The sequence below is a fragment of the Vibrio sp. CUB2 genome (assembly GCF_001557945.1).
Lineage (GTDB): Bacteria > Pseudomonadota > Gammaproteobacteria > Enterobacterales > Vibrionaceae > Vibrio > Vibrio owensii.
The window spans coordinates 399,867-414,084 of record NZ_LNRB01000005.1 but is presented as its reverse complement, the minus strand read 5'-3'; the positions used below and the strand labels follow the sequence as shown (position 1 = coordinate 414,084).

General features: G+C 43.7%; 4 protein-coding genes. All 4 read left to right on the top strand.

What is annotated here, in order from left to right; all coding sequences use genetic code 11:
* The first annotated feature begins 135 nt into the window (after positions 1 to 135).
* The 4 genes from ATB78_RS10800 to ATB78_RS10785 all read left to right on the top strand — a co-directional run bounded on the left by ATB78_RS10800 (position 136) and on the right by ATB78_RS10785 (position 14,217).
* Positions 136 to 1,095, top strand: coding sequence for a hypothetical protein (locus ATB78_RS10800; protein WP_061008661.1), 960 nt, complete (start codon positions 136 to 138; stop codon positions 1,093 to 1,095).
* A 392-nt stretch (positions 1,096 to 1,487) separates the two neighbouring features.
* The gene (locus ATB78_RS10795) at positions 1,488 to 4,811 is read left to right on the top strand and encodes an STY4851/ECs_5259 family protein (protein ID WP_155647794.1); all 3,324 of its coding nucleotides are present in this window, start codon (positions 1,488 to 1,490) and stop codon (positions 4,809 to 4,811) included.
* Positions 4,812 to 11,213 (top strand): DEAD/DEAH box helicase, encoded by a 6,402-nt coding sequence (locus tag ATB78_RS10790; RefSeq protein ID WP_061008659.1) that lies wholly within the window; start codon positions 4,812 to 4,814, stop codon positions 11,211 to 11,213.
* Positions 11,214 to 11,340: 127 nt separating this feature from the next.
* Positions 11,341 to 14,217, top strand: coding sequence for a DEAD/DEAH box helicase (locus ATB78_RS10785; protein ID WP_240537392.1), 2,877 nt, complete (start codon positions 11,341 to 11,343; stop codon positions 14,215 to 14,217).
* Position 14,218: the final 1 nt, after the last annotated feature.

Below are 14,218 nucleotides of genomic sequence, written 5' to 3'. Positions count from 1 at the left end.
TTTTCCCTTAGGTTGCCTTTGAGTGAGGATTGGAGGCAAAGTCAAATTAATCTCATAAGCTTACGAACCTCAATTCAACAAAAAACATCACTAATATACCTCTCAACGAAACGATTCATTGAGAGGTATTTTTTTATGTGTAAACAAGCAACGTTCAGCAAATATCAAAAACGCGCGATTAAATTCCTGTCTGATTACTTAGGTGCGGATACCCCATTTTCCTACGAAAGAACACAAACTAACCATCTCAAAGTATTAATTGATGGGGTAGCAAAGCCCATCTTCACTGGTTCGACGCCTTCGGATTGCAAATCGATAAACAACTTCATGGCGGAAGTAAAACGAGAAGTGAAGGCAAGCAAGCTAGAAGGCGAAAGTGCACAAAACATCGCGGCACCGATGCAATTGCCAAATCCAATTAAATTGTCGCAAGACAGACTAATCCAAACCTGTGTGAAGTCATTGCGTGCTCGCATCGACACGATGAAGTCGAAAGAAGAAGAACAAGTATTGGCAACCAAATCTCTCAATGAAGTGGGCGAATATCGTCTATCCGCCATCAAACACGCAGTATCACTGGCGCTTCAAGCTCGTAAGCAGGGTGTATACATCAAATCAAAAGAGATGAAGACGATCGAATCAAAAATCTTAACGCACTTGGATTTTATGATGCCGACGTTGGCTTATTACGCAGAATTGTTAGGGAGCAAAACAAAGTATCAAAACAATGATTCTCAATCTAAAGCAACAAAAGAATCCTTAACTAACAACGTCATTAAGTTGGAAGGTACTGCCAAACCAGATCCTAAAAAGGAAAACAGTTTGGTGGGAGAACAGCCACAACCGGAGGTCAATATGAAAAACAATAAGAACCAGCAAAAAGGTGGTTCAGCCTCCGAGTTGATGGCTATGTCTCCAAACAACCGTATTTCGTTGTTACGTCAATTGTCGAAAACAGAGGCACTGCAGCTGATTGATGATGTGAACCAAGCATTAGCAATGAACCGCGAGCAAGACATTGCAGAAGTGATTGCCATGATAAAAGAGAAAGATTTGCCACTAGAAGCAATCATTTCACGCTTAGAGGCCGCTTAAGGGGCTCAATTAAATAATGTAATTTGAATATAAGTTGTCAAATTTAAACAACTTAGCTCAAATCTGGAGCAATGATGATTCTAAAACTAGATATTGCTATCTATTTTGAAGATCGCCCTTGATATTGAGTTTGGTAAAGCATGTAGCAGACAGAGCTATATGCTACCATGTACTCAATAAGTAGTATGCTCTCGTAGTGGGGCAACAACCAATATCATGAATAGGTTGGCATCAAATAAGGATTTAGTTGGAGTATTCATATAGCTCATAGGTATTAACAGAGCGATGAAGGCGAGGGCATGGATGCTGTGTTATTTTCCCCAAAATATAATCTGTCGTTTAGTTGGGCGAATTTTAGAAATTTAGGTATTCGTTTAAAGGCACTTTAAGTTATGTATCGAAACCCGTTGTACTCGGTTTTGCATAGTATTTTTGCTGTTAATGGGCATTCTGTCCCTAGTGGCTTACCTCTATATCGCTATCGTTGTAGTGACGAGCAGTATGAACAGCTGAAAACACTTCTCTCAAGTCATAATCAGTCTATGCGTCAAGGTAGGCGCGCTCCTCTCTATGTTCATGAGGCGTTTTGTTTGTTTTGCTCGGAATGGGTTCGCCGAAATCATTTAACGGGGCACGTAAAATGGTCTGACATAACGGAAGCTTTAGATTGGCCGAACTTAAGTAGCAGTACACTCACTTATCTGACTGAAAGTGGTTTAAAGTTTTGGAAAAGACCACTACGAACTAAAGGTAACAAACCAGCTTACCTATTAACACTAGTGTTAGAAGGTGGACTTCCTCTGAAAATGGTTTCTACAAATGAGGGGACATTAGTAACTTACTTCCGCAAAGTGTTAACAGCTATTCGCCAAAACACTCAGCAGACTGTTGATGTATATGAGTTGGCAGCGAGCTGTGAAGAGTTTCTACCAACATCTCTTCGTAATGATGTTGTATTTAACTTAGCTGGTGAGTTTTGCCGAACGCTAAATGATTTAGCTCGTCAGGTTGATGTATCGCGTTCTGACGTTGTTTGTAAAATTAAAGCTAACGATAAAAACTGGTATAAGCAGCTTCCTGTGGTGTTGAGTGAAGTTGATGCAGAAAAGCTAGCTAAAGCCGTATTTGCAAGTGACTCATCTTCGACATCGAACGTTCGCTCGTCTCTTAGGATCCAGCGAGAGTGGATCAAAGAAGATGACATTTGGTTTTGTGAGACAACGTTCAAGTTACCTTTGCAAGTAAAAACTAAAGTTTTAGAAAATCACTTCAACCTTAATCCAAACAGCAAGGCGACTAGATTGGTTCTGGCGTGCACATATTCAGATGAAGCTAAAACGCTAGCTTTACTTTCAAAGCACGATGAAGACATCTGGAGTGTTGAAAAGTATGCGGCAGCCAATGACATTATTAGTGGGCGACATTCACTAAGTGAGTTTAGCTTTCAACTGCTTGATGGTGGTACAGAGTTAGGAGCTTATGTACCAGTTGGTGGCGAGGCGTTATCTGGTGACCTTCCTTGGGTCTTAGAGCCGCTTGATGAAGATATGACAAAGCTACGATTGATCGGTAGCGGAAGTCTATCTGCGAAGTCTCCAAGTGTATTTTTAGCTATGCCGCTGTCTAACAGTTTTATTACCTTAGATAGTGATGGTGATTTTGGCATTCCTGAATTGATTGATAACTGTGAAAGGTTCTTAACTCAGGTGCGCGGTGATTACATTGTTACGCTTGAAGATGGCGTTCGTTGTAATATCAAGACAGGACAGGTTGAAGATGAAGTGCCTCACTTTGTTTTTGGTCGAACCGCTTTTAAGAATATCTTCAGTAAGTATCCAATATTTGTTGGTGAACCCATTATATTTCAAGTTATGGGGGCAGAATATCAGCGTGTTAATACGGAGTCTTTTGTCTGGCGTCGCCTGAGACCTGGTCAGGCCGAGTGGATTCCTTGTTCAGAAAGAAAGCCTTTAGGTAAAGTAGAACTTAGACAAGTAGTCGATGGTGTCGTTCGTTACAGCTCCCGCTGTGTGATTTTCCCTGAAAACGCCAATGTGTCCTTGCTACCAAAAAGCGAAGTTTCTGGAGTAGTTCGATTCGTAGGATTTAAAGACGCTAAGTTTGAAGATCTTCACGAGGGGGAGTTCTATGAATCCCATTCTGATTTTTCAGAGAATGATATTCGCCTAGAGGTTTTGTCGAAGTCTCAGTATAAACAGTCCCTTAAACTCAAAATTAGCTGGCCTGATGTTGAACCGGTGGAGCTTTTGATCCCATTCCCAGCTAAAGGCAGTCGATTTGTTAGTTTTGATAAGAATCTTAGTGACTTAGTTTCGGTTGGTCATCTTTTTGGTATGAGAGCTGAAGGCATTGAAATTGACGGTCAGGATGAAAAGTATTGGATTGAGGCTGAAAAAACGTTATCAGACCTCAAATCTCCTTCAAACGGGGCTAACTTACTCAAGATCAAGTTTCCAATGCTGGGGACTGGTAATGAGGGGACAAAAGAGCTGTCGTTAGCATTCATGCAGCGACCTGTTCAAAGTCTACTATCAGTGGCTGAAACGGATGAAGTCATTAACTTGCGCGCTTATTCTGCAGGAACCAAGGAAAATACACTTTCAGTTGGTCGATATTCATTGATTTTGTCTTTTCATAGCAGTGGCATCAGCTTGACGCCTGATTCAATGCAGAATCTCGACAATGATGTGTCAGTTTTTGCTATGGATTTGTCATCGTTAGATCAGGAACCTATACCGCTAAGCTTTTCTGAGCATGGTGGGGTTGAGCTCTACAACTTAGTTGGTGAACAAGGTGCTTGGTTGCTCTATTGTGAAAGAGATGGCGTTGTTGTTTCTAATCAAACTATCGTAAATAACATTGAGGTCCCAAATAACGAAAATTTAGTATCGCGTTCACTGTACTGTGATGACGCAGCTGCAAAATTCCTTGTTGAGGACCTGAGCTCATTTGCGTCTGTAAATTGGTATGAATTACTCAAAAATCTGGTCGCTATGGGGCGTTTCGATGCCAAGACGTTTTCGATATGTAACCAACTGAAAAAGAACAACAAACATCTGATAAACCTACTGCTTATATCTACGTTTACCGGCAACTATGAGCAAATATATAGCTTAGAGAATCAACTTGGCTTTAGTTGGGGCGGGATTCCGTTAGAAGACTGGGAAGCCGCAGTAGAAAAGCTGGTTTTGGATACTAAAAACGACCCAAATATGTTTGTTGGCATGTTAGCGATGATGCAAATTCCTTTGCGAACGCTGGCTCACCGAGATTGGCGTATCAGAGCTGGGGTCAATATTGTTCTTAAACGTCTATCTAAAGAGATAGGGCAGTCAATCGAATTAGTTGAGAATGCGACAGAGGAACAATTCAACGTTGCAATTCAAGATCTCATTCGACTTGTTGATAACCTTGCTCGAATCGATGGGTATGGTAGAGAGATCTATATAAGTGCTTTGCGTACGGAAAAGACACTTGCTAAAGCGGTAGATAAGTGTTGGTTTGATCGACAGTATTCGATAGAAGTATCCAATCTTCTGAACCACGTGATGCTCTCTGCTGCTTTCACGTTATTACGGGCTGATGAAGCTAAGAAATATATAAAACTAAACACATTATTTAACTTGGCCTACCAACAAGCTCCTGAGCATTTTGGTCCAATTTTTAATTTTTTTCAGAATAATTTGGTGAAATAGATGACGCAGAATAGGCATTTAGAATTCGCTCCTCTACTGGAACAACTACAGAAACGTTCAGAACGTTCGGTTGTTAGTCAATATGCTTTTAAGAGTAAAGCTCTAACCTCGTTTTTGCGTAATGCACTGTCCTCTGCGCCAGGTTCTGAAAGCGCTTTAATGGCAGATCCTGTTTTTGAGGCAATGTTCCCTTGGCAGCAGGCAAATGAAACGATGAACTCGCTTAAGGGCTCATTACTCTCTGAGCATTTGGTTGATGTCCTCAAAGGGATAGAAGCGCCTTTCAAGCACCAATTGACAGCCTGGCGTTCTATTTTGGAGGAAGGTAAATCGACCTTGGTCAGCAGCGGCACAGGTTCTGGTAAAACCGAATGTTTTATGGTTCCGATTTTGGAGGACCTTGTTCGCCAACAAAAAGCTCGGAAGGGTAAGCTTATCGGTACTCAGGCTTTATTCCTGTACCCATTAAACGCTCTGATCAACAGTCAACAAGAGCGACTCTCTAAATGGACAAAAGAGTTTAGAGGGGATATTCGCTTTGCTTTGTACAACGGTGAAACAGAACGTTACCGTTCTAAGGTTAAAGAGCAACAATTAGATCATCCGGAACAGGTTCTGAGTAGAGAAGAACTTTGGCAATATCCGCCTTCGATTCTTGTTACCAACGCGACAATGCTTGAATACATGTTGGTTCGTAAAGAAGATGAACAACTGATCGAGCAGTCAAAAGGTATGCTCAAATATATCGTTCTGGATGAAGCTCATACTTATGTTGGCTCGCAGGCGGCTGAACTTGCCTTATTGCTACGTCGCGTGATGCAAGCTTATGGCGTAGGGCCTGGAACAGATTATCCAGTTCAAGTTATTGCTACATCGGCAACTATTGGTGAAGACACGGCTGAAGGGAATAAAACACTTGCTAAGTATCTTGCTGCTCTTGCGGGTGTAGAAGATGCTGAAGTAGAACAAAAGGTGAAAATTGTCCGTGGTTATCGTGACATTCCAAAGCTACCTGCAATCGAGATCGCTAATTTGGAGTTCCCATTTGAGCATGTTAGTCGTCTTAAAGCGCTTACTAGAGAAGAGTTGTATTCTACGTTAAGCAACTACACGCTAACCCGATTATTGCGACAGGTTTTTTCTAATGACCCGAGGGTATTAGAGCAGTTTAATTTAACGCCAATGCCTGCTTACCAGCTTTCAACATTACATCGTGTTGCTAAATCGGTTGATTCATCTATTACCAAGCAGCAGGTTCTAACTGTACTTGATCTCATGACTTATGCCATGAATGGTGAAGCATTTACGCCGCTACGTATGCACGCGTATTTGCGAACAACTTCAGGCTTATGGGCATGTAGTAACCAAAGTTGTTCTCACAAACATGAGACCTTACAGTCTGACGATTGGAACTTTGGCAAAGTATTCACCAATCTCAAGCACACCTGTGAATGCGGCGCACCAGTCTTTGAGCTTGTAAGCTGTCAAGGATGTGGCACATCCTATTTGGCGTGTGAGGAAAAGTTACATCAAGGCAATACTTATCTACGTCCCCGCATATTGGATTTTGATGAAGATGAGTTTGTTTTAGATATCGAGCAACCTGAAAGTGACGCTGATGAAGAAATTGGTGGCACTGGATTTGAGCGCATGCTCGGTGAAGGTGGGGAACCTTTTAAACTGGGGATTGGGCGCGAAAATCTTGGTCTGTTGTCACCCAAAGAAGGAAACGCCATCAACATTGGTTTATTGAGACCGCTTCAATCAGCGGACGATGGAGAAACCCGCAGTCATTTCCGATGTGGGTGTTGTGGCGAGAAAGAAACTAAAAACGGCGGATTGTTCCGCTATGCACGACTTGGTGCACCTTTCTTCTTGGGTGATATGATCCCAACCATGCTCGATTTTTCTCCTGCGCCACAAGAGAAAGATCAACGTATGGGGCCGAGTCAAGGTAAGCGCCTTTTGACGTTTACCGACTCTCGTCAAGGAACGGCACGAATCTCAGCGAGACTTCAGCAAGACGCAGACCGAAATACTCTAAGAACATTGACTTATCATGAGTTGGTAGAAACGTCGACAGGTGATACGGGCGTCGATTTTTCTGTTGAATTTGAGCCGCTTTGTAAAGATCTTGATGGGCATCCAATGACAGCCATGACCGCGGCGATCATCAGAAAGTTTCTGTCCGGAGAAGAAGTGCCAGCACATGAAAGGACGATGTTGGAATCGATTCCATCAATGTTACCGATGTGGGGTAAACCTGAGTATGTTGAGTCTTTCCAGCAAGCGCTAAAAGGGACAGCTAAGAATTCAGGGGTATTGCTGAGCTGGAAGCAAATGGCTCAACAGTTGGCAAATAGCCGTTCTGATTTTGACACGATGCGTGGTCGCCTCAACAAGTTGTCTGGCCTAAATCTTGATAAAGAGCAGTACGCTGATTTCTGTTTGTATACAGAGTTCGGTCGTCGCCCTAAGAAGACGTGGTCATTGGAAAGCCTTGGACTGGTCTCTGTTCGATACCCAGCACTTGAGAAAATTATTACAGTCCCGAGTGAGTGGAAGCACCTGCTAACGGATACCGATAGTCAAGTAGCCGAATGGCGTAACTTCTTAAAGATCATTCTGGATTTCTACCTTCGTGAAAACAGTGCGGTATTCTTTGATAACGAGCATTACCAACGATGGATGGGGGCGCGCTTCCCAAGAAAGATTCTTCGTGGTCCAGCGGTTGATTTTGCAGAGCAACGCCGTGATTTGCTATGGCCAAAGTTTAGGAAAAAACAACATAACCGCATCATTAAACTGCTGGTGGCGGCTTTTCCTCAGATCATACCGGAAGAGGCTTTTTGGCGAGAGAGCGTTAATCATTTGATGGTCTCAGCGTGGGAAGCGATAAAGCCTATGTTGCATTCACTTGAATCTGGTTATCAACTCAACCTCAAAGAGCAGGTGGTGTTTGCAACGCCGAAGAAAGTGTGGATTTGTCCTTATACGAGAAAAGCACTGGATGTGACTCTTTGTGGTTATTCACCTTATTTGCCAAATAAAGATATCCGTGACGTCTTCAAAGCAACACAAGTTGAAATGCCTGCTATTCCGAACAAGCATTGGCGCAATGAAGATGACTCAACGATCCCTAAAGCAGAACGGTTAGCGTGGCTAGAAAGCAACCCAGTGGTATTAGAAGCGCGTCAGCAAAACATGTGGCCGAACCGAAGCGACAGGATTGCAGCGAAAGAGTCATGGTACCGATTAGAAGAACACTCAGCGCAACAAAGCTCAGAAGTAAACAAATCGAATGAAGCTCTGTTTAAAGAAGGCAAAGTCAACGTTCTAAACTGTTCTACCACGATGGAAATGGGGGTAGATATTGGTGGCATGTCTCTTGTTGCTATGAATAACGTTCCGCCGGCGCCAGCTAACTATTTGCAGCGTGCTGGTCGTGCTGGCCGTCGAGGAGAAACAGCGGCGGCGGCTGTGACACTATGTAAAAACACCGCTCATGGTATGGAAGTGTTCGAAAATACACTGTGGCCGTTTGTCGTGACGTGTCAGCCACCACAAGTTCGTTTGGAAAGTGAAGCGATAGCACTCCGTCATATTAATGCTTTCGCGTTGGGTAGCTTCTTACACCAAAAATCGAATGATGCCACCAAACTGAACTGTGAATGGTTCTTTGAAGGCGACGTGAGCCAGTGTGAAAAATTCGTTTTATGGCTAAAGGATCTTGCTCAAGAAGGCAACTCAAGTGACTGGGCAAAAGGGGCTGAGCGCATTGCCAAAGGTACCGCAATTGCCCATTTGTCGACCAAAGCAATGCTTGTAAAAGTGATTTCATCCATTGAATTTGTTCAAGAGCGATGGCTCGACCAGCTTCAAATTATGTTGGATAACATTGAGTTACTGAAGAATGAGGATAAAAACTGGCAAAACTCACCAGCTGGAAAAGCGGTGTTGTTCCAGCTTCGTGATTTCCGCGGGGATTATTTGTTCTCATCGCTTGCAACTAAAGCGTTTTTGCCGGGGCATGGTTTCCCTGTTGGTGTTGTTAACTTCAATTATCAAACCATTGAAGATTTGAACTTTAAGAAGATCTCAGAAAACGATGCTAAAGCGATCGCTGCACCAGAAAAAGAGCGAAAAAGTTCACGCAACTTTGCATCAATGCCGAGTCGTGACTTGCCAACAGCATTAAGAGAATATGCTCCTGGAGCCGATGTTGTATTGGGCGGAAAGGTGTATCGTAGTGCTGGGGTTATGCTAGGCAAAGTCTTGGCTAGTGGGCAGGAACTTAAGGGAGATTCACAGCATCTGCCTTTCTTCTGGCATTGTTCGTCTTGTGGTGCAGGTGCTACTCAGCAAACCATGCCAAGAGTATGTACACACTGTGGTTCAAAGCTAAAACAAGATGACATCAATCGCTACTTACAACCAATCGGATTTGCCACGGATATTCGTTATCAATCACATAATGACGTGAACCAGCCAAAACAGATGCCGTTTAAGCAGCCAAGGGTGCTGCTACCAGTATCGCAGTGGCTATCTCTACCGGATCCAAGTATGGGACGTTACCGTTTTAGTAATAAAGGTGAGATTTATCACTACTCGAACGGTGAGTGTGATTTGGGGTATTCAGTTTGCCTTAGCTGCGGTCGAACGGAATCTCAATCTCAAGAAGGGAGAAAGCCACGTTCACTCATCAATCCAGAATTAGAGAACACGCACTTTCGTTTACGAGGCGGTAAATCAACTAATGACGGTGATGGTAGAGAAGCCAAACTCTGTCACGGCAGTGTCATTACTGACCTACAGCTTGGATATAGCGCACAAACAGACGTGATCGAAATCCAGCTAAAAGATATGGATGGTATTTCAATTAGCAATGACACTGAGGCTTGGTCGTTAGTTGTTGCGTTGCGTGAAGGTTTAGCCCGTCACCTAGGGATTGAAACGTCAGAGTTGGGGCTATCGGTTCAACAAGCACAAGATGAGCGTGAAGAGTTTACATACTCTTTGTTTATCTTTGATAAATCGGCAGGGGGCGCAGGTTACGCGGTACAACTGGTAGATTGTTGGAAAGCTGTATTTGAAAAAGCACGTGATGTATTGGATTGTAAGTGTGACAAGGCGTGCCATAACTGTTTGTTGAGCTACGACACACAATTCTTCATCGATAAGCTCGATCATACTGAAGCGTCGCGATGGGTAAGTCCAGAAATGGTGAATCGCTTGGAGTTAGGCTCACACCTAAAATACCTTGGTGAAAACAGCGTTTTTGAGACTCTTTCAATGACCGATAGACTTCGTTTGGAGCTATCAAAGGGTAATGTACTTCGTTGTGGCGTTCTTTTGTCAGGGAACGCAGCAGAGTGGCAACTGGACCGCTGGCCCCTATTTGAAGATATGATCCGATACGCTGCCAATAATGACGGTAACGTGCAACTTATGTTGACCAAGGAAGACATGGAACAGCTTGACAGCTCGGTGAAATCTCAGCTGGCAGGTCTACAAATGCTACCAAGCGCGACAGTGGATATTCGCATCGTTGATGAAAAGTATCTGTCTGCAAAGGATGGTAAACGTATCGCTTGGCTAGACAAAGGATCAACCTTTACCGAGTGGGCGGCGGCACCTAACGTTGATACCTCATTATCAGGAGGATGGGGACGCGTATCTGATGGAGTGGTTGTCTCAGCAAATCAGGTAGAATGTGCGTTAGCAAATGTTGGCGAATCAGTGCAGCTTGAAGCCTTGCAACCAATGGATCCTGCTACGGATGTACGCATCACATTTACCACGGAGTTTGATGGTTCGATTGATAGCTTTGGCGAAAGATTCTGGTCAGTATTGAGCGAGCATCATCCTGATTTTGTAAATACAGTCAGGGCAGGTAATAAGGTGAAGCGAGTTAGCTACAACGACCGTTTCCTAAAAAGCCCTGCAACGGTAAGACTGATTGGTGAAATCATCACCAAAATTAATGAGTACGCTGATTGCACAAATGCTTCATTGTTGTTGTCCGCAAATAGCCTTGAAACGCAAGAGAGCTATTCTCAGAGAATCTTCCAAGATTGGAATGACAACATAGCACGAGAAAATGTACTTCGTATTTTGCTAAATGACGGCTACTTGGGGCAAAGCTGGGAAGGTGACATCAGCTTCTTTGCTGGTGGTTATGGTGAAGTAGGGCATGGACGTGAACTAGAGATTGAATTTGAAGATGGAACAACGGCATACGTTTTGTTCGATTACGGTTTAGGCTTTTGGCGCGTGGATGGCTACAGCAGCTTCGACTTCTTTGATGAAGAGGAACGACAGGCGCAAAAGCTGGCCGCAATGAAATACGATTTGGTCGCACCTGAAAGTATGTCTAGCTATATGATTGTTGGATTTAAATAAGGTAATCAGAGCAGATTTTGATCGCTTAGGTATAAAGCAAGGTTTTCATCATGGAGACCTTGCTTAAACTCCCCTAATATATGCAGCAAAATATCGATGCTATCGATTTTGCTGAGCAGAGAACATCATGTCACAAACAAATACACACTATGCGCCCGGAATGCGAATTGTCATCCGTGATGCGGAATGGGTTATTCAAAAAGTCGATCACAGTTCCGATGGTGGACACCTCATCACTTGCGAGGGGATCTCAGAACTGGTTCGTGGTAAAGAAGGTCGTTTTTTAACATCGCTTGAAGGTGATGTGGAAGTGCTAGACCCAAAAAACACCAAACTTGTAGAGGACGACTCTCCTAGCTACAGCGCATCCAAGCTTTATATAGAAAGCATGTTGCGTGGTCGAGTTCCGACAGATGAAACTGTCCACATGGGGCACAAGGCTGCAATGGATCCGCTGCAATTTCAGTTAGACCCAACGAAAATGGTGTTACAACAACCGCGACATCGTATTCTGATTGCCGACTCTGTGGGTTTAGGTAAAACCCTTGAGGCAGGGATCCTAGTGTCTGAACTGATCCGCCGAGGCAAAGGGAAACGTATCCTTGTGCTTGCCGTAAAATCGATGCTGACCCAGTTCCAAAAAGAGTTTTGGAGCCGTTTTTCTATCCCATTGACTCGCCTGGATTCGGCGGGCTTGCAAAAGGTGCGTAACCGAATTCCCACCAACCACAACCCGTTCCACTACTATGACAAGGCAATCATTTCAATTGATACGCTTAAGCAGGATGTGGAATACCGTCATTACTTAGAGCAAGCCTACTGGGACATTATCGTTATCGATGAAGCGCATAACGTCGCAGAGCGTGGTTCGCATTCACAACGTAGTAAACTTGCGAAATTGCTTTCTCGTCGCAGTGATACCCTAGTCATGTTGTCCGCAACACCACACGATGGTAAGGCAGAGAGCTTTGCCAGCTTGATGAATATGCTGGACGCGACGGCTATCGCGAACCCAAGTGAATACAGCTATGACGATTTTAAAGACAAAAACCTGATTGTTCGACGTTTCAAAAAAGACGTAAAAGATCAGATGAAAGGCGAATTTCCTGAGCGTAACATCCAATCAATCTATGCGAATGCGAGCTCGCAAGAAGAAGAAGTCTATCGTCGACTGGTCGCGGCATCGCTCAAGAGTATGGACAGTGGCAGAAAAAGCAGCCGCCTGTTTAAAGTGACGTTGGAAAAAGCACTGTTCTCTAGCCCAATGGCGTGTTTATCGACAGTTGAAAATCGTATTCGAAATCTGGAAAAGAAAAATGATCCTGATTTTTATGATGATATTAGCGAATTGGAATCGCTAGCATCCGCTTTACGCAATATTGATAAGCAGAGTTTCAGCAAGTACCAGTCCTTACTGGGTACGATCAAAAATGATCTGAAATGGAAAAAATCTCAGGGTGATGACCGTCTGGTTATCTTTACTGAAAGCCTAAAAACATTAGATTTTCTGTATAACAACTTAAAAGAAGACCTAAAAATAAGCGATGGTGCGATTGCGCAGCTTCATGGTGGTATGTCTGATACCGATATCATGCAAGTGGTCGAAGATTTCGGTAAAGAGAGTTCAAAACTACGTTTGCTGGTTTGTTCGGATGTCGCGTCTGAAGGTATCAACTTACATCATCTCAGCCACAAAATGGTCCACTTTGATGTGCCATGGTCATTGATGGTCTTCCAGCAACGTAATGGTCGTATTGACCGTTATGGTCAAACGCATCAACCACAGATCCGCTACTTGCTGACTCAAAGTGACAATGAGCGCATTCGTGGTGATATACGAGTTTTGGAAGTGTTGATTGAGAAAGATGACCAAGCGCAGAAAAACATCGGTGATAGCTCAGAGTTCACCCGCTCTTACTCGCAGGAAGAAGAGGAAGCGCAAGTTGAAGACGTCATGATGAATGACGACAGCAGCTTTGATACCGCGTCATTCCTGGAAAGCTTCTATGACTCAAATATTGAGAGTGATGAAGACGATATTTTTGCCGGTTTCTTTGATGAGTCTCCAATCAGTGAAGATCAATCAGAAGCGAAAGAGATGGTGAGCTTGTTCAATGATGACTTGGAATATTGTAAGCAAGCACTGAAGTATCTTAAGCATCAAGGGCAACATATTATTTCAGAAACCGACGACTCTGGAGTGCTATCGCTGTTTGCGCCTAAAGATTTGCGCCAACGCTTCAAATTCCTACCGCCTGAAATTCAGCCAACGGAAGAGAACAAATACACCTTGCGTTTGAGCAATGATTTAAACGTGATCAATCATGAGATTGTGCGCTGCCGCGGAGAGCAAACCGCATGGCCGGGTATTCAATATTTGTGGCCAATCAACCCAGTTGCACAGTGGCTCGGTGACAAAATGATGAGTGCCTTTGGTCGCCATCAAGCGCCTGTACTGCGAATGCCAGCACAGTTTGACAATTATGAAGATCACTTTGTCTTATCTGGCTTGTTCCCAAACCGCAAATCTCACCCAGTGGTTAACCCGTGGTTAGTGGTGAGTTTTGAAGATGGTGAATTAAGTGGCATCGAACGTTTTGAAGATTTCGTTGAAAAGCATCCTTTCCACATTAGCACGCTATCGAACAAAGGCGGAGAGCGTGGTCACGAACGCCAAGAGGAATTATTGGGTCGTGCAATCGACGCAGCATTGCCATATTTGCAGTCCATCCGTGATGATGTCGAACGAGATCTCGACAAAAAGCTCACCGATCAAATGGACAAGCTAGAAGCACTTAAAAACAAACAAATTCAACAGCTTGAATTGGACTTTGGTGACAGCAAACAAGCGGAAACTATCGTGCAGAGCCGTAAGGCGCAACGCGAGCGAGAAATTGAACAGATATTTAATGAATATCTGCATTGGATTGAAGACACCATGACCACCGAAAAAACGCCGTACATTCAGCTGGTGGCGGTACTAACAGGCGCTGAGGGTTACTAAT

Excerpts from the sequence above, each read along its gene's own strand:
- ATB78_RS10785 (WP_240537392.1), top strand. The coding sequence starts at position 11,341 with ATGTCACAAACAAATACACACTATGCGCCCGGAATGCGAATTGTCATC.
- ATB78_RS10795 (WP_155647794.1), top strand. The coding sequence starts at position 1,488 with ATGTATCGAAACCCGTTGTACTCGGTTTTGCATAGTATTTTTGCTGTT.
- ATB78_RS10800 (WP_061008661.1), top strand. The coding sequence starts at position 136 with ATGTGTAAACAAGCAACGTTCAGCAAATATCAAAAACGCGCGATTAAA.
- ATB78_RS10790 (WP_061008659.1), top strand. The coding sequence starts at position 4,812 with ATGACGCAGAATAGGCATTTAGAATTCGCTCCTCTACTGGAACAACTA.